Source organism: uncultured Corynebacterium sp., from assembly GCF_946998835.1.
In the GTDB taxonomy this organism is placed as follows: Bacteria; Actinomycetota; Actinomycetes; order Mycobacteriales; family Mycobacteriaceae; genus Corynebacterium.
This window is the reverse complement of sequence record NZ_CAMQAZ010000007.1, coordinates 1-26,896: the sequence shown is the minus strand read 5'-3', so window position 1 is coordinate 26,896 and position 26,896 is coordinate 1. Positions and strand designations below refer to the sequence as shown.

At 59.4% G+C, this 26,896-nt stretch carries 24 protein-coding genes and 3 tRNA genes; 14 read left to right on the top strand and 13 right to left on the bottom strand.

All coding sequences use genetic code 11. The annotated features are described in order from the left end of the window. Positions 1-34: 34 nt before the first annotated feature. The 5 genes from Q0U90_RS03810 to Q0U90_RS03790 all read right to left on the bottom strand — a co-directional run bounded on the left by Q0U90_RS03810 (position 35) and on the right by Q0U90_RS03790 (position 8,207). Positions 35-3,433, bottom strand: coding sequence for an arabinosyltransferase domain-containing protein (locus Q0U90_RS03810; RefSeq protein WP_297451871.1), 3,399 nt, complete (start codon positions 3,431-3,433; stop codon positions 35-37). Positions 3,434-3,564: 131 nt separating this feature from the next. After that, positions 3,565-5,556, bottom strand: coding sequence for a galactan 5-O-arabinofuranosyltransferase (locus Q0U90_RS03805; RefSeq protein WP_297451868.1), 1,992 nt, complete (start codon positions 5,554-5,556; stop codon positions 3,565-3,567). A 53-nt stretch (positions 5,557-5,609) separates the two neighbouring features. Continuing rightward, positions 5,610-6,371, bottom strand: a complete 762-nt coding sequence (locus Q0U90_RS03800; protein ID WP_070642719.1) for a decaprenylphospho-beta-D-erythro-pentofuranosid-2-ulose 2-reductase — start codon at positions 6,369-6,371, stop codon at positions 5,610-5,612. Between the two features lie 25 nt (positions 6,372-6,396). After that, positions 6,397-7,866, bottom strand: coding sequence for an FAD-binding oxidoreductase (locus Q0U90_RS03795; RefSeq protein WP_297451864.1), 1,470 nt, complete (start codon positions 7,864-7,866; stop codon positions 6,397-6,399). Positions 7,867-7,979: 113 nt separating this feature from the next. Further along, positions 7,980-8,207, bottom strand: coding sequence for a hypothetical protein (locus Q0U90_RS03790; protein ID WP_048761551.1), 228 nt, complete (start codon positions 8,205-8,207; stop codon positions 7,980-7,982). Between the two features lie 19 nt (positions 8,208-8,226). Here Q0U90_RS03790 and Q0U90_RS03785 point away from each other — a divergent pair, with 19 nt between their 5' ends. The 5 genes from Q0U90_RS03785 to Q0U90_RS03765 all read left to right on the top strand — a co-directional run bounded on the left by Q0U90_RS03785 (position 8,227) and on the right by Q0U90_RS03765 (position 13,103). Continuing rightward, complete coding sequence (locus Q0U90_RS03785; protein WP_297451854.1) at positions 8,227-8,847, top strand: hypothetical protein; 621 nt, start codon at positions 8,227-8,229, stop codon at positions 8,845-8,847. Positions 8,848-8,898: 51 nt separating this feature from the next. Further along, positions 8,899-9,882 carry a hypothetical protein gene (locus Q0U90_RS03780; RefSeq protein ID WP_297451851.1) on the top strand — a complete coding sequence of 328 codons (984 nt, stop codon included), beginning with the start codon at positions 8,899-8,901 and terminating at the stop codon, positions 9,880-9,882. 79 nt (positions 9,883-9,961) lie between these two features. Next, positions 9,962-10,510 carry a GtrA family protein gene (locus Q0U90_RS03775; protein WP_297451848.1) on the top strand — a complete coding sequence of 183 codons (549 nt, stop codon included), beginning with the start codon at positions 9,962-9,964 and terminating at the stop codon, positions 10,508-10,510. Between the two features lie 18 nt (positions 10,511-10,528). Beyond that, positions 10,529-12,451 carry a glycosyltransferase gene (locus tag Q0U90_RS03770; protein WP_297451845.1) on the top strand — a complete coding sequence of 641 codons (1,923 nt, stop codon included), beginning with the start codon at positions 10,529-10,531 and terminating at the stop codon, positions 12,449-12,451. Positions 12,452-12,461: 10 nt separating this feature from the next. Further along, on the top strand, positions 12,462-13,103 hold the full coding sequence (locus Q0U90_RS03765) for a hypothetical protein (protein WP_297451842.1): 642 nt from the start codon (positions 12,462-12,464) through the stop codon (positions 13,101-13,103). Positions 13,104-13,457: 354 nt separating this feature from the next. On the opposite strand, the gene Q0U90_RS03760 is transcribed toward Q0U90_RS03765, so the two are convergent. Beyond that, positions 13,458-13,721 carry a type II toxin-antitoxin system RelE/ParE family toxin gene (locus Q0U90_RS03760; protein ID WP_297451840.1) on the bottom strand — a complete coding sequence of 88 codons (264 nt, stop codon included), beginning with the start codon at positions 13,719-13,721 and terminating at the stop codon, positions 13,458-13,460. After that, positions 13,705-13,941 (bottom strand): ribbon-helix-helix protein, CopG family, encoded by a 237-nt coding sequence (locus Q0U90_RS11615; RefSeq protein WP_366516622.1) that lies wholly within the window; start codon positions 13,939-13,941, stop codon positions 13,705-13,707. The genes Q0U90_RS03760 and Q0U90_RS11615 overlap by 17 nt, the downstream gene beginning before the upstream one ends. A gap of 331 nt (positions 13,942-14,272) precedes the next feature. Between Q0U90_RS11615 and Q0U90_RS03755 the strand changes: the two genes are divergently transcribed. Further along, the gene (locus Q0U90_RS03755) at positions 14,273-14,689 is read left to right on the top strand and encodes a hypothetical protein (protein ID WP_297451837.1); all 417 of its coding nucleotides are present in this window, start codon (positions 14,273-14,275) and stop codon (positions 14,687-14,689) included. Here Q0U90_RS03755 and Q0U90_RS03750 read toward each other — a convergent pair. From Q0U90_RS03750 to Q0U90_RS03735, 4 genes are all read right to left on the bottom strand, one after another. Further along, a complete protein-coding gene (locus Q0U90_RS03750) occupies positions 14,672-14,923 on the bottom strand; it encodes a hypothetical protein (RefSeq protein ID WP_297451834.1) in 252 nt (83 codons plus the stop codon). The genes Q0U90_RS03755 and Q0U90_RS03750 overlap by 18 nt on opposite strands. A 217-nt stretch (positions 14,924-15,140) precedes the next feature. Beyond that, positions 15,141-16,244, bottom strand: coding sequence for a glycosyltransferase family 2 protein (locus tag Q0U90_RS03745; protein ID WP_297451831.1), 1,104 nt, complete (start codon positions 16,242-16,244; stop codon positions 15,141-15,143). Between the two features lie 198 nt (positions 16,245-16,442). Beyond that, entirely contained in the window at positions 16,443-17,225 is a 783-nt protein-coding gene (locus tag Q0U90_RS03740) for an ABC transporter ATP-binding protein (RefSeq protein ID WP_297451828.1), read from the bottom strand. 46 nt (positions 17,226-17,271) lie between these two features. After that, positions 17,272-18,276, bottom strand: a complete 1,005-nt coding sequence (locus Q0U90_RS03735; protein ID WP_297451825.1) for an ABC transporter permease — start codon at positions 18,274-18,276, stop codon at positions 17,272-17,274. Positions 18,277-18,635: 359 nt separating this feature from the next. Between Q0U90_RS03735 and Q0U90_RS03730 the strand changes: the two genes are divergently transcribed. Then, positions 18,636-19,904, top strand: a complete 1,269-nt coding sequence (locus tag Q0U90_RS03730; RefSeq protein ID WP_297451823.1) for an aminotransferase class V-fold PLP-dependent enzyme — start codon at positions 18,636-18,638, stop codon at positions 19,902-19,904. 28 nt (positions 19,905-19,932) lie between these two features. On the opposite strand, the gene Q0U90_RS03725 is transcribed toward Q0U90_RS03730, so the two are convergent. Continuing rightward, on the bottom strand, positions 19,933-20,901 hold the full coding sequence (locus tag Q0U90_RS03725; protein ID WP_297451820.1) for an NAD(P)H-quinone oxidoreductase: 969 nt from the start codon (positions 20,899-20,901) through the stop codon (positions 19,933-19,935). Between the two features lie 199 nt (positions 20,902-21,100). Between Q0U90_RS03725 and Q0U90_RS03720 the strand changes: the two genes are divergently transcribed. The 5 genes from Q0U90_RS03720 (at position 21,101) to Q0U90_RS03700 (ending at position 25,188) form a co-directional block, all read left to right on the top strand. Next, positions 21,101-21,185 (top strand) — tRNA-Ser (locus Q0U90_RS03720). A gap of 533 nt (positions 21,186-21,718) precedes the next feature. After that, positions 21,719-22,504, top strand: a complete 786-nt coding sequence (locus Q0U90_RS03715) for a hypothetical protein (protein WP_297451817.1) — start codon at positions 21,719-21,721, stop codon at positions 22,502-22,504. 61 nt (positions 22,505-22,565) lie between these two features. Next, a complete protein-coding gene (locus Q0U90_RS03710) occupies positions 22,566-23,294 on the top strand; it encodes a hypothetical protein (protein WP_297451814.1) in 729 nt (242 codons plus the stop codon). Between the two features lie 255 nt (positions 23,295-23,549). Further along, positions 23,550-24,296, top strand: a complete 747-nt coding sequence (locus tag Q0U90_RS03705) for a hypothetical protein (protein WP_297451811.1) — start codon at positions 23,550-23,552, stop codon at positions 24,294-24,296. Further along, complete coding sequence (locus Q0U90_RS03700; protein ID WP_297451808.1) at positions 24,289-25,188, top strand: hypothetical protein; 900 nt, start codon at positions 24,289-24,291, stop codon at positions 25,186-25,188. The genes Q0U90_RS03705 and Q0U90_RS03700 overlap by 8 nt, the downstream gene beginning before the upstream one ends. Positions 25,189-25,191: 3 nt before the next feature. Here Q0U90_RS03700 and Q0U90_RS03695 read toward each other — a convergent pair whose 3' ends face one another. Then, positions 25,192-26,340 (bottom strand): histidinol-phosphate transaminase, encoded by a 1,149-nt coding sequence (locus Q0U90_RS03695; RefSeq protein WP_297451805.1) that lies wholly within the window; start codon positions 26,338-26,340, stop codon positions 25,192-25,194. Positions 26,341-26,574: 234 nt separating this feature from the next. Here Q0U90_RS03695 and Q0U90_RS03690 point away from each other — a divergent pair. Together Q0U90_RS03690 and Q0U90_RS03685 are read left to right on the top strand one after the other, a co-directional pair. Continuing rightward, positions 26,575-26,666, top strand: a tRNA-Ser gene (locus Q0U90_RS03690). Between the two features lie 3 nt (positions 26,667-26,669). Beyond that, positions 26,670-26,745: transfer RNA gene (locus Q0U90_RS03685), tRNA-Arg, on the top strand. The last annotated feature ends 151 nt before the right edge of the window (positions 26,746-26,896 follow it).

Here is a 26,896-nt window from a genome sequence, read left to right as displayed (position 1 = left end):
TCCTTAAGCGAGGGAAGCGCCGAGACTCTTTCGCCTAGGGCTCCTTCACGAACATTTCTCCGGGCGAGTATAGACCCGAGTGAGTAACTTCTTCATACTGGATTTCGGCAAGATCCGGCTTCACATCGTCCTGATTCAGACGTGGCGTGAGCTTCTCGACGGAACCCCAGTCACGGCGCCAATCGTTCTTGAGGTAAGCCGGTACAACCGTAATCTCATTGATGGCTTCGGTGAATCCTAGCGGACCACCGCCGTCGGCATGCATCCAGATATCCGCACCGACAACCTTGAGGCCGCGGTCCGGGGTGATGCGGTACTTCGGAAGCTCCGCGACACCGGCAAAGTGGTCAAACGGACGCTGGCACGGGAACTGGAAAGCAACCGGCCAGTCCGGCAGGGTCGGAGTCTCCGGTGAGATGACATCGTTCATAGACTCCAGCTCCGCCAGGCGCGGCGGGGTCAGCGCCAACCACTGGTCCTCGGAGACATCATTGTCCTCAGCGACCAGGCGCACAGCGGTAGCGCCCTCCGGAATTTCATCGGTGACGAACCGTAGATTACGCCAGGTCGGAGCGGGGCCAATATCGATTGGCTCTGCCTCAGCGAGTACCTCGAATCCGTCCTCGTCACCGCCCGTGCGCCCGTACTGCGCCACGAGTTTGCGGCCCTGCTGAGCCACACCGTTGAAGTCGTGGTGGAAAATACGGCCGGCTGCCGACACGATGAGCAGTGGGTGATCATCATCAATCTCTGGCAGCTGGAACCAGGATGTTTCCAGGTACGCCGGACGCTGAATGTCCTTGGAGTAGGAGCCGAGCACCGGCACCTTGTCCGGGTCCAGGCCAAATGGCAGCTCGACCTGCGAGCCGTTAACACCCTTTTCAGCGCGCTGGCCGCCAGAGGTGCCGGACGTGGAACTGTCCTCAACAGTGATGGAGGAATCCGAAGTCGACTCTTCGTTGTCGGCAGTACTTGCCTGGCTCTGGCTGGTGCTCACAGCTTCGGCCTTCATATCGGACGGCACACCGTTCGGATCAAAGCCGCGGGCCTTGTCATTGCCCTGTAGGGAATTCTCCAGCGGGGTGCCGTCGACGGTGTTTAAGAAGCCGTTGTTCGGGTCGGTTTCCATCAGCACGTCGCTCGCCAGATTACAGGTCTGACCAGTCAAGGAGCGCAGATTACCCATAGCAATTGAGTATGCCGGGTACTGGGACACGGCGCCCTTGCCCAGTGAAGCGACCGAGAACAGCGTCACCAGGAGCGTGGTCACTGCAATTGGGGAGGACGCGAACGCGTTTATGCGGCGCATGCGTGACGATGGCTTCTGCGGCTCCGACTTCGTGCGGAATTCCTGGACGAAATTCATCACCGCACCCGCCAGCAGCAACAGAAGAGCCAGCACCATAATGAGGGATCCCAGCTGGTGACCGCGGAACTGAATGGTCTTGTCGAACCACGGCACTCCGTAGGACGACACGTACCACCAGCCGTTAATTCCCATCAGGGAGAACGCCAGGATGAAGGTGAAGGCACCGGCGAAAAACAGCTGGTTGCGTGGATTGCCCACGACCCAGTGGCTGATTGCCATGGCGGCCAACGCTGCCAGAGAGGCTGCGATACCCGCGTAGACACCGAAGTGGTGAGTCCACTTCGTCGGGGTGAAGGTCATGAAGAACATGGTGCCGATGTACATGAATACCAGGCGTGCCGACGGACCCGCCAGAGCCCCCGGGACAGTGCGGTAGCGAAGCAGAGCGGCAATCGTGATGCTCAAGCACGCCAGTGCAATAAGGACCGGGAAGCGACGCGGGAAGGCACCGTCGACAGACTGCAGCACCAGCCAGTAGTAGCGGACGTACTCGTTGTACCACGGTTCCGACGGGCCAATGATGCTACGGACACGAATGGACTCGCGTACTGTGGCCAGCGTCTGGTCGCCGAAGACGCCCACCAAGATAGCGGTGCCCGCTGCCAGGAACGGTGCAATCTGCATCAGTGGGGCCTGCCAACCACCACCGAGAGCCTTATGCCGCTCGACGACAATGCGCACCAGCATCGGCAAACCAGCGAGCAGGGCGGCAACTGCCATCAGGCCGGTCGGACCTGAGCCGAGAGCCAGCGTTGCAATAATGACGGCTACTGCTGCCGGCAGGAGACGTCGGGTCAGAATTGCGCGCTCAATGAAGATCCAGGTGAGCAGGGAGCCCAGGGCGATGACCGGCTCCGGACGCAGGCCGTTGTTGTACGGCAGCCAGAAGGCCAGCAATACGCCAGCAGCAGACCAGTAGGCCACCCGGCGCTGAGCGATCTTGTCACCGAGCCTTGGGATAACCATGCGGGAAATGATGAACCACACCAGCAGTGCAGACACCAGTGCGGGCAAGCGCATCCACACAGATGAGGTGGACACCTTCACCATCAGCGACAGGAGGTCGTAGTAGGGGCTGCCGAACGGTGACTCAGGGGCACCGAACCAGCGGTAGTAGTTCGCCATGTAACCCGAGCCCTCAGACACCCGCGCCATGGTGAAGATATAGCCGTCGTCAGAGGTGTTGCCGCCCATGAAGTGCCATACGACCAGAATTGCGCCAACCAGCCAGTCCAGCGGGGTTGGCTTCCACGTACCGCGCTTGAACAGCGGGGTGCGGGAAGAGCCGTCGATGTGGTCAATGCGCGCAAGCGCAACCAAAGAAGCCAGCGTTAGAAGCAGGCCCAAGTACATGACGATGTACTTCACTACCGTGGGGTGCGAGGTGTAGCGCGAGTCGATGTTCATCTCGACCTTGAGCCCGTCAGCCACGGCCTTGGCTGCGTCGCCGTCGACAGGCAAGTCGGTGTAGATACCGGTGACCTGTGGACGGACGTCGTTTTCCAACGTGGTGGCGAGTTTTTCACCATCCGAGCTCTTAGCGCCATCGATGCCGATGGTGGTCTTGTCCTCGGTGGAGCGGATCTTCAGAACCTTGTCCGTGTTAGCGGCAAGCTCCTTCTTATCCAGACTCAGTTCGACGCTGTCGCGCAGGATAACGTCAAGGCCGTCCTCGCCGGCGCGCACCATCAGGGCCCGCTCTGTCGGCTTCTCCGCGGTGGGAGGAACAGTCGACAGCAGGGTAGTCCGCTTCCCGGAAAGCTCTTCTGTCAGCGACAGGGGCAGATCGATATTCAGATCCAGCGGTGCCTGCGCCATAAGCGGTGCGTCCACTGAGTTCAGTGAGCCGTTCTGTGGCCAGGACAGCGACGACTGAGTATTCACCACCGGGAGGAACGGTGCGACGACAAAGCAAATGAAACCGACGATTCCCGCGATGATTGCTGTCCAGCGAGTCAGCGCCGTGGGAGAGGGCCCGTCCATGGGCGGACTCTCCACGCGGTCGATGGTCACGTCAGGTGAAGCATCGACGTTTCCCTTGATTTCTGTAGTTTCGGCAGTCACAAGGGAAAATACTACGGTAATTGGCGTTTTTCTTTGAGTTTGCAACGCGAAAGTTACATAGCAGTTTTCTCATTAGTAACAGGAATCACTTTTTCAAGGAAAATAAGCGCCCAATATCTACTGCCCAATATCTACTTCCGAACCGCCACCACGAACGGTCCGACCTGGTTTAGCTCCCAGTGTTTCTCAAATGCAGAGCGGGAAAAATTCAAGCTCCGGAAGACCACATTCGGATTGTTCGGATAGATATCATCCGCAATGTCCAGCGTCAGTGGCGTGGCATCCTCGTCGCCGGAATTTTCCACAGTGCCACGTAGCACAATGGCATCCGGTCCCTGCCACGGTGTCTCATCCATCGCGCGAACAAGCTCGTCGGGATCGCGGATCTCCGACCATGCCTCCAACGCCTGATTACGACGGTCAAACTCCCCCAAAGGATTGGCGTAATGGCTCGTCATCGCCTGGAATCCGTACCAGGGATAGAGTGCCTGGAAGTTCTTTTCATCCGACAGCACCACTGTCTGAGACGGTTCGAGGCCGGCATCCTTCAACGTATGATCCACCGCCGAGTACCAGGCCCCGGCATTCGGCGGGAAGCGGTCTGCGCGCTCGCCATTGCCGTCGGTGTCGGTATGCGCCAAGTCGATAGCGCCATGCAGCTTATTCGGAATCGACTGCGCGTAGCCAATGCCAGCCAGCAGCAGAACCGCCGCCATGACCGCGGAGACGCGCTTGGCGATATGAGGTGGTGTCGCCTGCGGCCAGTACTTCTCGATTCCGTTGAGACGGGCGTCGGCAAGCGCGACCACGCCAGCCGCGATCAGCATAAACGTAATCGGTGCGGTCAGACGGAACCCCAGCAGCGTGCGCCCAAGCAGTGTTGCCACCATCGACGCCACCACCCAGCCGTAGAGCACCAGCGTGCCCAGGCCGAGCGCGCGGGCATCCGGCTCCGTCGCGCTGACCAACATGCGCACAACGCCGATGAAACACAGCACACCAATCACGCTGGCGGCAAACATCGGCAACGGCAGCTGCGCACCCTCCGGTGGTAGGTAATGCGTCGCCGTCGCGCCCGAACGTGGCGCGCCCGTTGCAACTGCCAGCAGGTACGGAGCCCACACCGTCGCCGCAATCAGCATCGACCCGCCGCCCATGATGAGCAGGCGCATCGCGGGCAGCCACGAGCTTGACGACGTCCACGCGACCACGGCCAACACGACCACAATAAGCGCGCCTACGGCAGTGTAAAGAGTGTAGAAAGTCGCAGAAATGCCCAGGAAGACGAGCACTCCAAACATGGCGGACCAGGCACCGGTGAGACCGCGCCAGGCCATCACAGTCATGGCCGGAAGCCCCATAGCCACGACTGCGGCGTAGGGCTCATCGGCGACGGTGGCCAGGGCGACTGCTGTGGTTGTCAGTGCAATGCCAGCCGCCACGGGCAGGGAACCACTCAGACGCTGCCACACCGGAACGAGAACGCAGCCAGCAGCGGCCAGTGTTATCAACGCCCACGGCTGGAAGACCTCCCAGCCCGGGATACCCAGGATATTGGCCAGGCGTCCGCCCAGGAAGAACCAGCCGGCCGGGTAGAAGGACGGGATGTCGATGTACGACATGTCGTGTAGGCCCGGCTCCGCGGCCATCCTGGTGAGGTATTCGGTGCGGAATTCCTGGTCGACAGAAAGGCCGTCCAGCCATAGTTTGGTCGAGCCCAGCGGCAGGCCGACGGCAGAGACCACCAGAATGGCCGGTGACATGTAGGCCATCAGGTAGGTTGGCCACGTTAGCCACCGGGGGCGATTGTCTTTGCCCTTGATGGCGAAGAAATACAGCAGGACGGTGGTGAGTGTCAGCGTGATGACAATCAGCGCTGTCGCAACTGCCCTGGTCAGCTGCGAGCCACCGAAGGCCGGTAGCGACAGGCGGTGGAAGGCGAACCAGGACACCAGGGCAATAACTGAACCGCCCACAAGCGCTGCGACCAGGTAAATCAAGGCAGCCTTGAGGGAGAGCTGGTCGTCATTGAAGATCTCATAACGGTCTTCGTCGACCAGCCCACTGTAGGTTCGTGCGCCCGTGGTGTCAGCGCTCGGGGTTTCGGCCTGCTTGTCTACCATGCCCTCAAGTTTCGCACAGGAACCGGACTCCGACGAACCGACTCAACCCGTTGTTAAATCGGCAGCTTCTTGAAAATCGGGCGCGGGATGTGCTTCAGCACCATCATCACCAGCTGGAACGCTGGCGGAGCCCAAACCAGGGTCTTACCGGCCTCGACGGACTTTACTGCGAGCTTGGCAACATCTTCCTTGTTTACAGTCAGTGGCGCCTCGTCTACGTCCGCGGACATGCGGGTACGGACCTGACCCGGGCGGATAACCAGGGTCTTCACGCCGTACTCTTCCAGGGCCTCGCCCAGGTTCAGGTAGAAGCCGTCCAGGCCGGCCTTGGTGGAACCGTAGACAAAGTTGGAGCGGCGCACGCGCTCACCAGCGACGGAGGACATGGCAATGAACTGGCCGTGGCCCTGCGCCTTGAACTTCTGACCAACCAGAACACCCATAGACACCGCGCCGGTGTAGTTGATGTTTGCAGCCAGGACGGCCTTGCGCTGGTTCTGCCAGAGCTCCTCGGCGTCGCCAAGCATGCCGAACGCGACGATGCAGATGTCCACGTCGCCGTCGGCAAATGCCTTATCGACGACCTCCGGGTGGGAGTCGAAGTCCGTTGCGTCGAAGTCGAGGGTGACCACCTCGGAAGCGCCGGCGGCCTTCATCTTCTCGGCGGAGGCTTCGCGCAGGGGGTCGTTTGGCAGGGAAGCCAGGATGACCTTGGCCGAGCCCTTCTTCAGGAACTCGGCGGTGATCGCCAGACCGATTTCACTGGTGCCGCCGAGCAGCAGGATGGACTGGGCAGCGCCTACAGCATTAATCATTGGGGCTTAAATCCTCTCGGTTGTCTTAGTGCAGTTCCAGTCGACGCGACATGTCAGAGGCGAAGACACCGTGCGGGTCGATCTCATTGCGGGTGTCCAGCCAGCTCTGCATCTCGGGGTACATCTGGTGGAAGTTAGCGGCGGAAGTACGCGACTCCTTAGCTAAGTAGAGGCGGCCGCCGAACTCCATGACGCGGCGGTCGAGGTCGTCCAGGAACTGGCCGAGACCCGGCTTAATCGGGAAGTCCACGCAGACGTTCCAACCCGGCATTGGGTAGGACAGCGGAGCGCGGTTACCCTCGCCGAACAGCTTGAACACATTCAGTGCCGAGTAGTGGCCGGAGCGCTGAATATCGCGGACAATCTCCTTGAACGGCTCGACGGCCTCGCGCGGAACAACGAACTGGTACTGCAGGAAGCCCTTGGAGCCATAGCCGCGGTTCCACTCACCGATGAGATCCAGCGGCTGGTAGAACTGCGTGAGGTTCTGCACCTGGTTCCGGTAGGTACCGGACTTCAGCCACCACAGCTCACCAATGCTGATCATGGTCAGCTTGTTCATGGTGAAGGACGGGAAGATATCCGGCACGGTCACCAGCTGCGGAGCGTTGAACTTCAGCGGGTCCTTGGCCAGCTTCGGGGCGTATTCCTCCAGCTGAGCCAGGGTTGCCAGCGAACCGCGGGAGATTGCGGCGCGTCCCAGCTTCGGCTCCGGCGAGATGGCATCGAACCACGCGGAGGAGTAAGTGAAGTTCTCCTCGGAGCCATCGGAGTGGAACTCGATGGTCTCGTCCAGAGTGTGGGTCATGTCGCCATCGGCGATGAAGTACGCCGTCTCGGTCTTCGTCATCTTGATCCGAGCGCGGACAATAATGCCGGTCAGTCCCATGCCACCGACAGTTGCCCAGAACAGCTTGCCGTCCGGGTCATCCGCGGAGCCCTCCGGCTCGAGGTGCAGGATACGACCATCGGCGACTAGCAGCTCCATCGACAGCACATGGTCGCCGAAGGAACCTGCGGAGTGGTGGTTCTTACCGTGAATATCCGGGCCAATGGCACCACCGATGGTGACCTGGCGAGTACCCGGCAGCACCGGCACCCACAGGCCGTAGGGCAGTGCGGCCTTCATCAGCTGGTCCAGCGTGACACCGCCGTCGACATCAACAATCGCCGACTCCTGGTCAATGGAGTGGATCTGGTTGAGCTTCTGCATGTCGATGACAAGGCCGCCCGAGTTCTGAGCGGGGTCGCCGTAGGAGCGGCCCATACCGCGGGCAATCACACCGCGGCGCAGGTGGGCAGGCTTGTCGGAGTTCTGATCTGCGACAGCCTTGACGGCGTTAACAATTTCATCCAAGTCCGGCGTCGACAGCACCTGGGACTTAGCGGGGGCGGTACGACCCCAACCGGTTAGGGTCCTGGCTTCTGTGTGTACGGCTCCGTAGGCACCGTTCGAAGCATCGGTGCTGGACTTGCCGTTAGTGTTAGTGGACATCAAGGCTAGGCTACCCCTTTGTACGGGCCCCGTCGCCTGTGACGCTCCGAGGTGTTGGTCACGCTTGGGGCGGCACACGAGCCGTCGGCAAGCGAGCGAAATGTGCCGAAAGGCTATAGATCCATAATTTTTCGGATCTCTTCCGGCAGCATTTCCTGCGAGGTAATCTGCGGGCCATCGTAAGCTTCGAGGGCGCGGTAGACCTGGGCGCGCTCTGCGCTGTCGAGGATGGGCAGTTCCTCGGCGAACAGCATGACCATCTGGTTCGACAGCGGGGTGTTGGTGTACTCGGCGGCCATGTTGATGGTTTCGCGCGGCTTCTTCTTGAAAAAGTCGAACATGCGATACAGGCTACCCCGCGTGGGATCCGCCACCCGCGATACCATCAACCTCATGACGTCCACGCCCGCTGCCACGCCGCAGACCCTTGCTGTATGTAGTTCCACATCGCCCGTTGTCATTTGGCATGTGGAGCTCTCCCCGTCCTTTGCCGGCGAGAGGTTGTCGGGGGCATGGCTGGTGGGTCCGCTTGACGACGGAGCCCTGGAGACCGCCACCAATCTGCTCACCGGTTGCTTTGTTGCGCTGGTGACAGGGGAGGAAGGTGGCGAGGGGGCGGAGCTGCTGTCGCAGGCGATTGAGCAGGCGGGTGCCACGGTGGTGGACCTGTCGGCATCCGTGGCCGGCATTCGTGAGCACATCGGGCAGCTGCGCGCTGCCGCGAAGGAAGAGAAGGCCAAGCCGGGCAAGGGAAATCTGACGGAGCCGCGGTTTCCCAAGGTCAACGACGTGGAGGTCATTGACTTTCCACATGTGGGTGAAGAGGTCGCTGGCCCGGTACTGGGGCTCGCTCGTGGTGTGGAGGAGCTGGTGGCGCAGTGGATGGCCGTAGAGTCGCAGCGCCTGCGCCGCAAGTACTTGGCCGAGCCCTGGGGTGCGGAGCCGCGCCAGATTCCGTTGGTAAAAACGCCCGCATTGTAGCGAGTTTTCGCGCTCCAGCCCACCTTATTTTTCCTGCGTACGCTGTGGGGTATGGCAGCACAGACCGATAACGTTATCGCCTTCCCAGGCGTTCGCGTGGCCACGGAACCGGCCACGCTCATTATCGGTGCCTCTTTGGAGGAAGAACCGTGCAGTGCCCACCGCGTTTTCGGTGTTAATGACCAGATGGATTTGCGGAGCCTGTCCCATGTCTTGGCGGTGATTTTTGGGTGGGGTGATGAAAGCGTGCCGACGAAGTTTCACCTGCCCGGCTCCTCAGTAGAGGCAGCGGCGCAATTTGCGACCAGCGGCAAACCCGCAGCGGCCGGAGTCGTTGACGTTCCCCTGTCCACCACAGTTGCCGAGGTGCTGCAAAGCCCCGGCGATACTCTTATCTGGCAATGGGGTCTGTGGGAACATACGCTGCAGGTCAGAGAAGCATTTGCACGCGATGAGGCCACCCCGGATGCCCTGTGCATCGGTGGCTCGGGCACCATTCGCGCACTGGGGGACGTGGACGCGGAGGAATCGGTCGACATCGCCGCAATCAATAGGGAATTGACCGGGCAGGAATGTATCCGAAGCACGTTGGCCACCGCCCGTGCCGATGTTGTCGACATCATCGAGAGGTCAGGGGTGTTTGAATTCGTACCCCTGCTACAGGCTCTGGACCTGCAGAGGTCGGAATCAACCACGCTGGAGTTGAACGGGGAGGTGGGGGAGAGCGTCGTCAAGCGATTGCGTGCACTGCCGGTAGAGGATGCCGAGGCAAACCCAGCCGGGCACGATGCGGCGTTGGTGGAGCTGCTGTGTTTGGCGGCGCTGACCTCGGACGATTTGCGGCATGATGTGGCGGCGCATGTGATGGAGCGCCTCGGCTGGGAAAGCGATGAGGGCATTCCGCTGTCCGGTGAGGACGTCGAAGAATTGGCAGCGGCCAGCTGGGCGGAGATGTGCGCGCTGGGGCTGGCCGGGGAGGATGCGCTCTCGCCGGTGGAGCGACTGGACCTGCTGCGCGAGGCACTGCGGCGCTAGCTCTCTTGCCTCCCTCGATGCCCTCATAGTGCCTGCGCCGGCTGTTTGTGAATTGACCGGTGGCATAGAATTTCAAAGCGTGTCAGCAAATGAATCAGCAAAAGAGAACGCCAACGGCGAAACCCCCAACGGCGAAACCCCCAACGGTGAAACCGGCTCCTACGAAACCGGATTTGTCGTAGAGGATTCGGCCGCGGTGCCGATGGCGACGGATGTCAAGGACGAGCACGGTCTGAAAGTGCAAATGATGCGCTTTATTATCTCCGGCGTTATCGCGGCTGTGGTGGACTTCGGCCTGACGTTCATCATGCTCAACGTCTTCGGGGCGACCAACTTCTGGGGCAAGACGGTCGGCTGGATCTTCGGCACGATTACGGCGTACATCATCAACAGCCGCTGGACATTCAAGTCGAAGTCCTCGGCGAAGAAGGTGCTGGCAGTTGCGGTGCTGTACCTGATTACGTACGCCACACAGGTCGGCATCTTTAACGTGTTGCAGCCCTGGCTTGTGGAGACCTGGGATTGGAATGCGCAGTGGGCACAGTTCGGCGCATTCGTTGTCGCGCAGGGCGTTGCGACGGTAATTAACTTCATCATTCAGCGTGTATTCATCTTCCGTGTGAAGTAGCGCGATACGCTGGAGGGCGTGACTTCGACTGCTTCTAATAAGGAATCCACTCAGCTGACCGCCGAAACCGATGTTGACATGCTGACTATTCAGCGCGTGCTGTTTGCTCCGCCCGCAGACTGGGTGGAGCCGGATTTGTACTACCGAGTCGAAGGTGCTGGCGCCTACGACAGCTCCGTGCAGGCCACCCGTAACTCGATCACGATGGGCCGCCACACCGTGGTGCGCACCGACACCTACTTCGGTCGCTTCCGGGCTTCGTACTGGCAGCGCTGGACCTCGATTAAGCAGGTCGAAATCCGTGCGCGCGTGGTCGGTTCCGCGCGTGTGTTGGCCTACACCGAGGACATTGGTGGACACCTCCGCCTTGAGGATTCCTGGGCAGCCGGTGGCGCAGATGCCGATGGCAACTGGACCGGGGAGCACTCGCCGATGTCCGGCTCCGCAAATGAAGAGGTACGTCTGACTGTTCCGCTGGATCGCTTCGCCGACGGCGGTGCCATTCACCTGCGCTTCGACACCGAGGACGCAGGTGCAAAGATTTCCGATGTCCGCTATGTCGTGCCCAAGTCGGCTATCAAGCGCGATATTCCGACCGACCTGGTCATCTGCTCCTACAACCGGCCGGTTGACTGTGCTCGAACCGTCGCCACGCTGGCTGAGGATTTGCCGGCACTGGAACGCGTCCGCACTATCCGCGTCGTTGACCAGGGCGAACAGCACCCAGCTGACGAGGCCGATTTCATCCAGGCGAAGGAAATCCTCGGCGAGCGCCTGAACGTTGTCCACCAGCCGAACCTCGGCGGCGCAGGCGGTTTCTCCCGCGGTATGCGCGACGCCACCGCTGCAGGCGACTGCATGGTGCTGCTCACCGACGACGATATCCGCCCCGAACCCGAAACCACCCTGCGCCTGTCCGCTCTGGCCGTGTGTGCAGAAAAGCCGATGTTGCTCGGCGCGCAGATGCTTTTCCTGTTCAACCCGACCAGCCTTTTCCGTACCGGAGAAACCTACAACTGGAAGACTCTGACCGTCGAGGAGAACGACCCCAAGTTCGGCCACGCCGATGTTGACGTGCGCGAATACCACCAGTTGCGCCGCCTGGGTGTTGACTACAACGCTTGGTGGACCTGCCTGGTGCCGTCGGAGGTCATTAAGGAAATCGGCTTGGCACTGCCGCTGTTTTTCCAGTACGACGACATCGACTACGGCTTCCGCGCAGCTAAGGCCGGCTACCCGACAGACACTCTTCCGGGCGCAGCCGTCTGGCACGCCGATTTCTACTGGAAGGACATCGAAAACGCCGCCCAGTACTTCGGCCTGCGCAACTCCCTCATCGCCGCCTCTATGCACGGTGATGTCTCCGCGAAGGACATGGTCAACGTCGCTTCACGACGAATCCTCTCGAACCTGGTCTCCATGCGCTACGGCTTGGCCTGGACGCAGATGGAAGCCGTGCGCGATCTGCTGCGTGGCCCGGAGGTGCTGAGCAACGCATCGCAAGGTGACTTTGCCCGCATTTCTGCTGGTCGAAAGAACTTCCCGGAGACTGAGCTGCTGCCGATGCACGAGATGCCGGGAGGACTGAGCCCAGTTCGCCCGCCGTCACACGAAATTTCCAGCGAAAACAAGACCTTGGCAAAGCGGCTTGCGTACACCCAGATGGGCAAGAAGCGCCCGGGTCCGGTGGCTGTGGCCTTCGAGGACTCCTTCTGGTGGCACATTTCCACCTTCGACGATGTCTGGGTCACCGACGCCTCCCAGAACGGTGTGCGTCACCTGGTCCGCAACCTGGATAAGGAAAAGTCCATGCGCGCTGAGACCATCAGCCTCATGCGTGAGCTGTCCTCCAAGTGGGATGACATCGCTGAGCAGTGGCGTGCAGCAGTGCCGTCTCTGACCAGCGAGGAGAACTGGGATAAATTCTTCCAGGGAGAGTAACTTTTCAATCATGACAACACCCACGCCTACGCCTTCCACTAACGCAGGTGACAAAACGCGCAAACAGCTCATCACCATCGTGGTGCTGCTGACGGTCATCATTGTGGCGTTGGCTCTGTTCCTTTTCCTCCAGGTTTCCGGGGATCGAAACAGCGACGTGGGGGTTGCCGGGGGAGGGGAGTCGTCGTCAAGCCAAAGCAATGCCGGTGCTGGGGACGACGGTGGCCCGAATCCGACGGCGGGGCAGCCGGCATCGGGGTCGTCGGAGACTTCGAGTTCGCGCTCGAGCGCAAGTTCAAGCTCGGAACCCGCGGATACAGCGTCTGGAACCAACTCGATTACGGGAACTGTGAAAGTGTTCCAGACCAGAGCTGAGGTTCTTGCCTATGAACAGCGACAAGAGCCGAATCCTGGTGCGCAGGATAAAGGACCGTATGCAATCCTGATCTTGGATCAGCCGACCAAGGTTACGGCGCGGCTCGCGGGGCGAGGTGACCTGGATACGCGCGAGATTGAGAAAGCCGTAGTCAACCCGGCTCTGCACAACGATGGTGAGCACACAACAATTACCTTCGCCGATGATGAATACTATTGGCCATCGGACCCGGGAGTTCCTTCTGGAATTGTTCTCGAAAGTGCGCCGAGGAATTAGCCTGAACTAGCTTGCACTTGTTATGTCCATGAACATTTTGGACATGGAGTCCAAAAAGTCATGAGACATGACAGGGCTAGTTATCCACAGGGGTTTACCTGCGGGTTTCTTTATTTTCCCAGGTGGCTTATATCTATATACCTGTAGATCTATATCCCTAGCCAATCAATCAACAAAACTGTTCAATGTGGGTTACGGTTTATGCTCCCGCCTCGCCTTACGGCTCGTTGGGCTGCCGCCCAAATCAATAGATTTGGTTGCCGCCGAAAGTACAGGTGATACTGCTTTCTGAGAGACATATGTCCCGCCATATGGAAAGACATATGTCAGGGGCGACGGTGGTTAGTGGTATGCCTACAGGTAAATATTGCGCCGGTGGCCAACATCGATGACGTTAATGACTACGACATCTTCGTAAATAGAGGAAATTACCCGGTAGTCTCCTACTCTCCACCGCCACAAGCCAGACTTGTCTCCAACGAGTCCCTTACCGCGCACGCGAGGATCGTCTAACTCTGCTACCTCACGGAGAAACTTACCGATGTGTTTTTGTACTGGCTTATCAAGCTTCCGGAAAGATTTTGCAGCACGCGGAGTAAACCTAATCGACCAAGCCACACTCGTCCTCTAGTTCCTGGAGCGAAATTGTCTCTAGCTCGCCGCGTCGAGCTGCCTCAGCTTCTGCCTCAAGTATGTATACGTACTCAAGTTGATCTAAATAGGAATCAAGAGCCTTACGAAGATAAAACGCCCCAGATCGCCCTGTTCGAGAAGCAAGCGCATCAAGGCGCTCCTTTTGCTGGGCATTAACACGCAAGCTAATTACCGATCCACTCATGTAAACATGTTTACATGAGGTAGAGCGATTTGTCCACCTATAACGCCGTTATTCAAAATAAAATCCACCATGCTAAGAGTGTCCCCCTTCCGTGCACATGGTGGAGAACGCACTTATCACGCTTACAGGGCGTCTTTCATTTCTTGGTTAATCTAGAAACCCGCAGGTAGAACTACACGAAGTTCTCAGTGCGGCTGCCCGTGATTGTTTAATGGGGTATGTGTTTTATGCATCTCGTCTAAATGTAAAAATGCACCAAAACACCTGAAATCTATAGATGTAAGTGAAGGACTTTGAAAGCTTGTGGCTAGTTAAGGGCAAATCCCTGCATTTGCATAGTAATTTCGCGGCGGATGGGCGCGTCGATTTTTATGTGCCTCATCTGAATTTGATCATCGAGTTCGATGGGCTGACTAAGTATTCCGGTGGCGGGGTAGCAGCTACGGAAACTGTACTTCTGAAAGAGCAAGCTCGCGAGAAGCGTCTGAGGAACCTCCACTTAGATGTACTCCGCTTCCAATGGTCACAGGTCATTAATGGGGACTGCGTGGAGGTCTTGCGACAGTTCGCTATTCGGCAGAGTCAGCGTATTCAGGCAGGTGGGTTGGTATTTTCGTCCGAGGTTGGGCGTTTTCATCAAGCCACTGTCCCGTACAAAGATCGGCAGCTCCGTGAGTCCAGAATCCAGCAGCGTAAGCAGCGTTTGCAGCTCTTGGAAAACGCATCGACCTCACGCGAAGCCAGCTAAGTTCAGCTGCTGATCTGTTGCGATTGCGCTGACAAGACTTGGAACGATTTCGAAGAACGATTTCGAGCGGATTGGCTCGGATTTCCAGCGACTTATGGCCAGTTTCACCTCACTCATCGACGGTTTTTCAAGACTCATCGACGCTTTTTGTCCGTAGTGCTCACTTATGGCCGACTTTCCGCCACTTGTCGATGACTTTTCAGGACTTATGGCCATGCTGTTGGCCTGGCCCACGCACTTATCGTAGGACTATCCACTTATGCGCAGGCTGTAGCGCATCGATGAGTGAATACCTCATCGACATGTCAGTGGAGGAGAAGGGAACCAGGGGCTTAGTTAACACTTTTGCGCACTGAGAACTCGAAATGCGGACTACACGACCCGAGCGAGGTCAAATATGCAGGCCAGCCCCAGCCTCACCAGCCCCAGCTCGAGCTGTAACAAGCGCGAACTACTTCGACTTCGGGTCGAAGCGCTCGAAATTCTCCGCACGGCCCTGCTTCAGCAGCTTGAACCAACGGTAGAAGCCACGGACATCGCGACGCTGGACCAGGAAGAACCAGCCGAAGCGCAGGAACTCCTGTGGCATGAGCTTGCGCATGCCGGGCTGGCTCATCAGGTAGCCGCGGTTGCGGTAGGTGAAGTAGCGCTTGAAGTCATCGGTCGGGTACTGCGTGTGCATCTTGCCACCGAGAATGGGCACAAATTCTCCCGAGCCGGAGGGGTGCAGGTAGGCCGTCGTCAAGCATGTGCCGAAACGGAGACCGGAACGGGCGAGACGGCGGTGGAACTCGACTTCGTCGCCCCGGATGAATAGGCGGTAGTCGGGAACGCCGAGCTGCTCCAGCGAGTGGGCACTAAACAGCGCGCCGTTGAACAGGGATGCGATGCCGGGCAGGAGGTCGTGGTTGCCGTCGATGGTTTCGAGGTCGCTCGGCAGTTCGAGCCCCGTCGCAGCTTTCTGGTCTGCGAAGTTGGTGAACCACTTCGTGCCCTCGGCATCGTGCACGGCTGGGAGCTTGGGGTTGATGCCGCTTTCGAAAAGCTCCTCGCGCTGACGACGCCACACCAGCCCGCGGCGCAGGGGGAATGCCAGCTTGTTCGGGGCCTTGATATCGCAGACCACCGGCGAGACAGCGTCGAGCTGGTGGCGTCGCGCACAGCTGTGCAGCGCCTGCAGCACGTAGGAGTCCTCCGGCCGGCCGTCGTCGTCGGCGCACCAAATCCACTCGGCACCCAGCGACAGCGCGGTCAGCATGCCCAGCGCGAAGCCACCGGCACCACCGAGGTTCGTCTTGGAGCCGATGTAGTGAATCTCCGGTGCCGATCCGCTTGCCGACGACTGCCGCGCCGCCACCGCATCAGCGAGCTCTTTGACCTTTGGGTCGTTGCCGTTGTCGACAATGATGATCCACTTCGGCATGTGGGTTTGGCCGGCAACGATGGGAAGCGATTGACGCAGGTCCTCGATGCGGTTGTGAGTTACCACGATTGCGGCCGTTGTGGCCGTTGCCGCCTCATCGTGCTTTGGGCGGGCAGCCGATTTTTCGCTCACTTCGCTCACTTCGTTCTCCAACGGGGAAATACCGTTTATCGCTGTTTTTATTGCTGTCTATCTTGCCATGTTGCCTCGAGTGGGCAATTCGCGGACCACCCGAGCTACCCGCGTGCCGTTCGCCCGGCCACTACTGAACCGCAACCGATTCCCCGCCAAGTTCTCAGCTGCACCCCGGCCAAGACTCCCGCTTGGCCACTACCGCCGCTGCGCCAGCACGTGGCGCACCTGGTCGGCGGCCTCTTTACCTTCGTAGGCTTCGACCACTTCGTCGACAAGCCCGGCCTGTCGAACCGTTCCGTGATCAATCCACAGAGCGGTGTCGCACAGCTGCGCCAGGAACTCATTCGAGTGCGAAGCGAACACCAGCAGACCGGAGCGATCGACCAATTCGGTCAGCTTCGTTCGGGCCTTCGCCATGAATGCGGCGTCGACGGCGCCGATGCCTTCGTCGAGAAGCAGAATCTCCGGCTCAATGGATGTGACTACGCCGAGCGCCAGGCGCACGCGCATACCAGTGGAGTAGGTGCGCAGTGGCATGTGTAGGTAGTCGCCGAGTTCGGTGAATTCCGCGATTTCGTCGAGCTTGGATTTCATCTGCTTGCGAGTCTGTCCGAGGAACAGGCCTCGGATGATGATGTTCTCCATGCCCGAGATTTCCGGGTCCATGCCGACACCGAGGTCGAACACGGGTGCCACGCGTCCACGCACATCGGCGGCACCGCGCGTGGGCTCATAAATGCCCGACAGCAGCCGCAGCAGCGTGGACTTTCCCGCGCCGTTGTGTCCGACCAGGCCAACGCGGTCGCCTTCACGCAGGTGGATGTTGATGTCCTTCAGCGCCTCGATGACCACGACGTTGGAATCATTGCGGCCAATCGCACCACCCGCGGCGCCGAGAAACGCCTTCTTCATCGACCGCGATTTGGCGTCGAAAATGGGGAAGTCAACGCACGCGTTGTAAGTATCAATGCTGACCATGCTTATCCCTTGCTAGTTCTATTCGCTTTACGACGGCCCTTGCGGCCTAAACCCAGTAGCTCACGCGGGAGCGCCACAGCTTCATGGCCCCGAGTGCCAGCAGCAGGCCAACTGCGGTGCAGGCGAGGACAACCCACCAGTGGTAGGTATCCACCGGCTGGCCGGTCAGTGGGGCGCGGATGATTTCGAGGTAGTGGAACAGCGGGTTGATTTCCGCGATGCGTGCCCGCTCGGCCACGGCACCGCCCTGTTCCTCCAGCGTCTTCGTGGTCCAGACAATCGGAGTCATGTAAAACACCAGCTGAATCAGGGAGTCCAGTAGGGGGGCTACGTCGCGGTAGCGCGTAGCGATGATGCCGAAGAACATCGTCACCCACACACCATTGACCACCAGTAGTGCCAATGCCGGGATGACCAGGAAGAAATTCCAGCCCAAATCTGGCCGGAAGACCAGAATGAGAATCAGCCAAATCACCATGTTGTGGGCCAGGAAGAGCAGTTGGCGCCACACCAACCTGTAGACATGGACGCTCAGCGCACTGGGCAACTGTTTGATGAGACCTTCATTTTCAATGAAGACGGTTGCGCCTTCACGTACGCAGCCGGAGATGAAACCCCAGATAATCAGACCAACGGTCACGTGCGGCAGGAAGAACGCCAGGTCCTGCTGGAACAGCAGGGAGTACAGCAGACCGAGGGCCAGGGCCATGGCGCCGGTGGCGATGGTGATCCACAGCGGGCCGAGCGTAGAGCGGCGGTATCGCTGCTTGATGTCCTGCCAGCCCAGCTGCAGCCACAGTTCGCGCTGGCCAAAGCCTGTCACCAGATCCCGCCAGGCGGCGCTCATTGTGCGTGAGCGTGACTTGATGGCCGGTGCCTCACCCGTCGCGTCAATCATCCGCGCGATGTCGTGGCGGAGAGTCTCCTCCGTGCGGCCAGTGAGACCAGTGCGGTCAGTGCGACCTGTGTCGCCGTTGAGGCCATTACGCGCAGCATCGGCAGACTGGTCGACTGCATCTGCGGGTTGGCGATCATTTTCTGCGTTAGTCACGTCTCCAAACTACTAGCTAGGGCGGATTGGATTGAATACCGACAGTGCCGGGCGAGCCATTCTTCCACGCTGTGGCGGCGAATGGTGGCCACAAAAAGGGTTCGGAACTTGGGCGCGAACTGTGGGGCCAGTGGGGCACAGTGCTTCCGAGGTGGGTTATACGATCGTTTATGCGGCGGGTTTCACGACCAGTTATGCGACCTCAAGAAACTTACATACAATCGCCGCTGTAACTAAGATGGGCAATCGACGCACAGTTAGATGCGTGGGTGATTGCACGGTTTGATGTACAGCTAATTGCACAATTAATCCTGAAAACAGATATCGCAGCGTGAATTTGAAACCGGGAAAGGGTTCGCATGGCCTTCGATGTGCCGACAACCAGGGGCGCATACTCGTCGCTTTCCGACGGGTGGACATACCTCAACGCGGGTAAACGTACCCAAGTGCCCGAACGCGTGTTGTCTGGGATGAGTTCTTCCTTCCGCAGCGCACCGAAATCCCTTCCAGGTGAGGCCGGGGTGGGTGCTCATGGGCAGTCTCGCAGTTCGGGTGTTCCAGCTGCAGCTGAGCTGACCACCAGCGCGCGCCGGGCTTTCGCAGATCTCACCGGCGGTCCGGTCGCTGGCGTTGTGCTGGGTGCATCGCGTGAGGTACTTATGCAGCAGTTCAGCTCCGCTATGAATCGGCGGCTGACGCTCGGTTCCAACCTGGTGATTTCCCGTATCGGTTCGCAGGTTGTGCACGCGCCCCTGCGCCGGGCTGCAGATCTCTACGGTGCAAAGGTCCGCATCGCCGAGGCTGACTTGTCCACGGGAGCATTGCCATCCTGGCAGTTCGACGATCTTGTAGATGAGCACACTCGTCTCGTCGTCGTCCCGGCCGCGGATCCGTTTGTCGGCACCATTGCACCGGTCGCCGAGATATCACGTCGCGTACATGCAAAGTCTGAGGCCTGGGTTCTCGTCGACGCATCGGATATTGCCGCCTACCGCGATGTGTCGATGAACAAGCTGGGCGCGGACATCATGTTGGTTGACGCGTCGGTGCTGGGAGGGCCCGAGGTCTCCGCGCTGGTTTTCCGGGACACTGAGATGTTTGAGCGTATGACGTCGTTAAGCTATGTGCCGAATGCGCGCGGGGTCGAGCGAATCGAAGTTTCTCCGGTGTCGCCGGCACTGCTCGGCGGTGTGTCGGAGTCCGTATTGCACCTGGCATCGCTGGATGCCTCGGCGCGGGGGTCGCGCAGGCATCGCATTGAAACGGCAATGCCGCAGGTCTCCCGCTACTTGACGACGCTGTCGGAGCGCCTCATTGCGGCGCTGATGAATCTACCGCGGGTGTACATCATCGGTGTGGATACCGAAGATGATTCTTTCTCGAGCGTGTCGCGGGCACAGCACATTCCGCGCATTAGCTTCCTGGTCGACGGTGTTTCGGCGAAGGTGGTCGTGGACAGGCTGTTGGACAATGGCCTGGTGACCAGCATTGTGGATGCCTATGAGTCGCCCCTGCTGGATGCCATGGGAATCGATGAGGCCGGCGGTGCCGTGGGTGTGGGCTTGCAGCCGTTCAACACACCACACGACATTGATCAGCTAGTGCGCGCGGTGGCCTCGCTCGGTTAACTAGGCGGCCGTAGCTAGACGGTCATTACTAGACGGTCAGGATGATCTTGCCGCTGACCGCACCGCTGTCGAGCAGCTCATGGGCCTTGGCTGCGTCGCGCATCTCCATGACCTCATGAATTTGAGGGGTGATGGAGCCGTCGGCAAGCATTGGCCAGACGGTGTCCTCGGTGGCGTTGACAATGCGCGCCTTGTCCGCGAAATCGCGGTAACGCAGACCGGTGGCGGTAATTGAACCGCGCTTGCTCAGCAGGCGACCGATGTTGAGCTCGCCCTTTACGCCGCCCTGCATGCCGATGATGACCAGGTGGCCATCTTTAGCGAGAGCCTTGACGTTTCGGTCGAGGTACTTTGCACCCATGATGTCCAGGATGACATTGGCGCCGCCCTCAGCCGCGATGATGTCCTCGAAGGTATCTTCCTTGTAGTTGATAAGGATGTCAGCGCCGAGTTCCTTACACTTGGCCAGCTTCTCCGCCGAACCGGCGGTGACGGCGACGCGAGCGCCGAGCTGCTTGGCCATCTGAATAGCGAAGGTGCCGATGCCGCCCGCACCGCCGTGGACCAGCAGAAGATCGTCTTCCTTCAGGCCTGCAATCATCACGACATTGGAGAACACCGTGCAGGCAACCTCGACGATCGACGCGGCCTCAGTGAAGGAGTAGCCCTCCGGCAGTGGAAGAATCTGACCAGCCGGAACCGCGACCTTTTCGGCGTATGCGCCACCGGAGAGTAGACAGCAGACCTCGTCGCCGACCTTCCAGCCCTGGGAGTCGCCCTTGACCTCTTCAATCACGCCCGCGCACTCCAGACCGAGAGTCTCAGTCACGCCCTTCGGCGGCGGGTAGTGGCCGGCAGCCTGTAGCAGGTCAGCGCGATTTACACCAGCGGCCTTGACCTTGACCAGTACCTGCCCATCCTCGAGAGTCGGATCCGGAGCTTCGGCCCATTCCAAGGCTCGGGGGTTGGAAAGATCAGTCTGAATGATTGCCTTCATAGTTTTCAAAGGTAATGCAAAACCTGGTTGCGCACGCGGGATTTCCGACTCTTTTGTAAATAGCAAAAATAGTTATGTCCGCAGAGGCGGATATTGAGGGCGGGTGTCGGGGCCGGAGCGTAGGTGAAAGGCTCTGGCGCGAGCCGTTGTGGAGGGCGTTTGTCGCTTGGCGACGGTATGCGGTTATGATGTTGGCACTGGAAGTATGGCAGAGCGGCCGAATGCACTGGTCTTGAAAACCAGCGAGGGTCACACCTCCGGGGGTTCAAATCCCCCTGCTTCCGCAGTTGGGAACCCTCGGTAGTTGTTCTACCGGGGGTTTTCCTTATCTTTCTTTAAAGCTGGATGTGTGCGCTTTCAGGGTAAAACGGCGAGATCTCAGGAGCTTCTTATTGATACCCCGGAATGGGGTAGTCAAAATGGGTGTGTAATTGGGTTAATGCGATGCCCTGCAATGGCGTTACAGGGGTGGTTCTTCGCGGAGGGGAAAGGGTGTCAGTTTCAGGTGGGGATAGAGAAGCGCCACTTCACGGCGTTGGGTATTTCTATGTTTAAAAGTATTCCGGCCGCTGTGCGCCGGTGACACATGTAGGAGCGTGTGACTGATGTGACTATTGTGTCGTTGTGATTTCCGTTAATTTTGTCGCTGTCTGAAAAATAGTTCCTGGTTGCCACCGTTAATAAACACTGTATTAATTAGCTTCAAGCATTAATTAGCTTCAAGCGTATTGCACTCCGATTGCAACTGAAGGCTACGTTGGCCTTCTCCTGCCGCAAGGCTTTCCCGCCCTTATCGTTTAAAAGGAGCCCATGACTCATGGCAACTCGTATCTCTCGTAATCGCAGTCTTACCCGCATCGCTGCGCTTTCCCTTGCCGCAGGTATGACCTTCGCAGGGTTTGGCGCCACTGCGCATGCTCAGGAACTTCCGGGTGCTGACGCAATTGTCAAGACCGTCACCGATGCCATCGATGAAACTTCCGCCACTGTTGTCTCCAGCGCAACGCACAGCTGGAAGAAGTCCAATGTGACGCGATCCGTTGAGGTTAATGGTGTCGCGGGTGCCGTCGTCAAGCCTGGCGATGTCGTGACCTTTACCCTGACCTACACGGACAACAATCCGAAGCTGTTTAAGTCCTACATTCAGCGTATGACCGATGTCATTCCGGATGGCCTGCAGTACGTGGCCAACTCGGCGACATACAAGGTCGGCGACGGGGACTGGGCGAGCCCGAACGAGTCCGACAAGTGGATAGGGCTCGTCAATAACGGCGCGGTGGAGTTCAAGGCCGGCCGCATCGACCAGGCATGGGGTTCCCCAACCATTTCGTCTGTGAGCTTCACATGGCAGTACCGCGTCACCGATGAGATTGCCGACGGTTCGTTGAATACCGGAACTGAAATCCACTTCAACCCGGGCAACAAGATTGAGAAGCTGCATGACATGGGGCCGAAGCTCTTCGTGAAGCGGGAAGCTCCGGCTCCGGGCATTCCGGACATTCCGGGTGTTCCGGGTGGCTCGCTGGGGTCCCCGGGGCTCCAGTCGCCGGGTTCCCTGGGTCTCCAGTCGCCGGGGCTGAAGTCCCCGGGCGCTAACCGGTAAGTAATTCCAGCTCTCGCCCACGTTCGCTAAACCTCGGGTTCTCACAGAAAGCTTCTCAATCATGCACAATATGCGCGCCCACGACGTCAAGGCCCCTCGTTCTCGTCGCCGTTCTCGCACCGCCATTGCGGCGGTAACCCTCGCTGCTGGCCTTACCTTCGGGTTCGGCGCTCCGGCCATGGCTCAGTCCCCGGGATTCTCCTCGCCGGGTCTGAACTCGCCAGGTCTGAACTCGCCTGGCCTGAAGCTGCCGGAATCGAGCGCTCCAAAGGTGAAGCTCGGCACCATCGGTGGCCCGGCATGGTCTGCCGATGTGTACTCGCAGATCATCCGCGGCAAGGAGGTCCGCCCGGGTGACGAGGTCACCATCCGTATTGAGGTCGTCGGTGTCAACGGCAACGCCAAGCTGCGCGGGATCGGTCACAACATCCCGGCTGATTTTAAGCTCGTTCGTGTGACTCGCCAGTCGCAGGACAACGTCCTCGGCGGCGGTATTTACACGCTGAAGGAGGGGGAGTACGAAGACACCGAGCGCAACGGCAATCGCCAGGTGCGCCTGTCCTGGAAGGAAGGTGGCTTCCTCGGATACTTCCAGGACAACCCGACCGTCAATAATTCCAAGTCCGTCGCCGTGGACTTCACCTACAAGGCACCGGACTACGAGGGCGAGTTCGATAACGGTGGCTACGCCTACGTGGGCTCCGTTCTTAATCCGAATGAAAACTGGGTTGTCGGCGGCGAAAAGGTAGTCGTGAAAAAGGCTGCAAAGCCGTCGTGGTGGCCGTTTTAACGAATAAGCGCCCCACCGCTAACAGGTGAGGTGAAGATGCGCCCCCGGCCGCGTGCGGCCGGGGGTTAGGCGTATCCGTGAATCCGCAGTTTGTCGTTTACATGGACTGGCCCCCATGCGTTATATGGACCGGTCCCCATGCGTGCTATCGCCCAAATCGGCATTGAGAAGTTGCCAAAACCGGTAAGCTCGGATTTGCTGTGACACACATTCAGCGACAAACTGGTGAACGGTATCGAGGGAAAAGGTCGAGAAATGACAACGAATCGGAGTAACCACTCGGACGACTCGTTCGGCGAGTGGAGTGTAGATCCGTCCGAGTCAGACACTCAGCCTTCTGCAGATACCCCGGCAAATGCATGGAGCGCCGTGGATGAATCTCGAGTGGGCGCGTCTGGGTACCAAACGCAGAGCTTCCAGCCGCAGCAGGTGCCGCAGCAGCCTGAGCCGTACCGACCCGCTTCCTATGTTCCCGCCCCGCAAGCTGGTCCGGCTGCCGCGCCGAGCAATGACAATAAAGGGCTGACCATCGCTGTCATCGTCCTGGCAATCATTGCCGTCGCGCTTCTCGTAGGCGCGATGGCCTATTTCTACTTCTCTAATTCTCAAGGCGTGAATTCAGCCAGCGGTACCTCATCGGAATCCCAACAGGTGCAGTCCACGACAAGTGAGGAAACCTCTACGACGTCGACCTCTGAGCAGAAGCGTCGCGCTGAGGATTTCACTCCGCCGTCCAATTGGCAGCTTTGCTCCGGCTCTGGCGATCCAGGGGATTTGAACCTGGTCTACGCAGAAAATGTCGGTGGCAACATCACGACCTGCCCGTTTGCCACTAATGTGCGCAATGCTTTTGTTGAGCACTACCAAGTCACCAAGAAGCTCAACGGTACCGTCACCGCCAATAGTCCGAAGACCGGTAAGACGTACACCATGACCTGCCGCGACAACGGCGACGTGGTCACCTGCACCGGCGGTACGAATGCGACGGTGCATATTGTCTAAGCGCCTCCGAGTAGCCCTGGCCGCAACTACCGTCGTCACGCTTGGTCTCAGCGCCTGCACCATCGACACGGACTCCGACTCCTCGGCCATGCCGTCGCCAACGCTTGCCAACCCGCTTGACGACGGCCCCAGCGGCGCATCCCCCGATGGGAAAGTTGTGCCCGGTGAGATGCCCCGCGAAGTTGTCGAGGCCGTCACGTCCGCGCAGCAGGAATTCGGTGGATTGGCCGGTGCCGCACTAGCCACACCGAATAAGGACTCCCAGGTGGTCTCCACGGGTGACTTTAAAACTGGCCCGGCCTGGTCGACCTCCAAGGTGCCAATCGCCGTAGCCTACGTGCGCCAATTCGGTGTCGACGCTCAGGTAGAGGCCGCAATCACCGTTTCCGACAACGATGCGGCTGAGGCCATGTGGTACTCACTGGGCGATGATGTGACCGCAGGTGCGAATACTAACGAGATTCTCCGAGAGGGCCACGACACTCGCACTGTCATGGGCACTGACCGCATTCGTGCGGAATACACAGTGTTCGGGCAGACCCAGTGGGATCTTCGTGACCAGGCGACTTTCGGTGCTAATTTGCAGTGCATAAAGGCGGGTCCACAGGTTGCTGACCTTATGGGGAAAGTTGCCGACGAGCAGTCCTACGGCCTTGGACGCCTTCCCGGAGCGCACTTCAAGGGAGGTTGGGGCCCCGACGATGAGGGTGTCTACCTCGTGCGACAGTTCGGCTACTTGCCGGGTAAAAAGCCGGGTACCTTCGTTGGTGTCGCTATCGCAGCCCAGCCGGACGACGGCACCTATGAGACCGGCCAGCAAATGCTTAACCGCATCGCACGCGCAATTGAGCACAGCGGAGGCGCGACCAACGGTCGCGCTGGCGCGTGCTAGCTGTTAGCTGTTTAAGGGCGCGATTCCCAGAGCCGTCAGGAGCTGCGAGGTCTCTTCCTCGGTGGTGATGGTGATGCGAGCGCCTTCACCGGCAAAGCAGCGGATAAGAATGTTGCGCTTTGCCAGGAAGTCACCGAGATCCGTGGTGGTGGTCACCGAGACGTCGTCAAGCGAAGAGAGATCCGCAATCCGATCCTCACCGATCCAAATGAAGTTGGCCTGCGAGTTCGGCAGCACTGTCTCGCGGCCGGTGGCGGCGTTGATGGCCTCGGTGACGGCGACGCGCTGCGCACGGACCTCAGCGATGCGGGCGGCGAGCTCCTCCTGTGCGTCCAGCGACGTGAGCGCGGCAATCTGCGCGAGAGTGTTTACCGAGAAGGGGATGGCGACCTTATTCACGGCCTCCACAAGTTTCGCCGGGCCGAACATGTAGCCCACGCGGAGGCCGGCCAGACCGTAGACCTTGGAGAACGTGCGCAAACCGACCAGGTTGGGGTAGGTATCCAGCAGCTCATGCGCCAACGGGGTAGTGGCGTGAGTGGCCTCGTCCACCAGCTCGATGTAGGCCTCGTCGAGAGCAACCACAACATCGCCCGGAACCTGCGCCATGAACTCCGCGAATGCCTCGCGAGTGACGGTCGTGCCCGTTGGATTGTTGGGGTTACATACAAAAATCAGGCGTGTGCGGTCGGTGATAGCAGCGGCCATAGCTGAGAGATCATTGCGACCCTGCGCATCCAGCGGCACCGGCACTGGAGTGGCCCCGGCGACGCGAGCGAGAATGGGGTAGGCCTCGAAGCTGCGCCACGGGAAAACGACCTCATCCCCATCTGCGCAGGTAGCCTGCACGAGCTGCAGGCACAGAGCGGAGGAGCCGCAGCCGACCGCGACCTGCTCCATGGGCAGCCCCAGGTGCTCGCCGAGCTTAGTGCGCAGGTCAACCGCACCCATGTCCGGGTAACGGTTCGGGCTGGTAGCCGGGTCAGAGATGGTCTGCGAGATGGCCTTCACCACCGAGGGCAGCGGCGGCTGAGTCATTTCATTGGACGCAATCTTCAGCGCGCCGGGCACTGCCTTGCCCGGGACATAGGCAGGAACCTGTTCGAGGTCGGCGCGGGTTTGGGGCTGAACTGAAGATGCATCGTTGGTCATAGGCCTAACTGTAGAACATGACCCGGATTGGTCAGTGCAGAATCCCGGCGAAATCCCAAGGTGTGGTCGCTATTTGTGGTGCCGTATTTGGTGGCTTCGCGGGTGTTTTGCTTTTCAATTCTTGTGTTCTGTAGGATTGGCTGCGGTTATTTGGTCTCGTCCACGCAATGGCGAACGCAATGCTCATGCAATGGCGGGCAGCCTTGCTGAAGCGGGATCGATGCCAGTGGTTTTGGAGGCGTGCCAGAGCGGCCGAATGGGGCTCCCTGCTAAGGAGTTGCCTGTCTTGCGACGGGCCGGAGGTTCGAATCCTCTCGCCTCCGCCACACGCGCCCGTAGCTCAACGGATAGAGCATCTGACTACGGATCAGAAGGTTAGGGGTTCGAATCCCTTCGGGCGCACCATGCAGACCCGCACCTTGTAGGTGCGGGTCTTTTTGTTTTTATTACCTGGCAGCGCAGCGCGAGCCGAGGCATTGCGGGGGCGGGGCAGCGCGGTCCTTCACTTGTGGCCAGGCTATAGCGAATCGATGGGTGAACTATGCATCGATAAGAC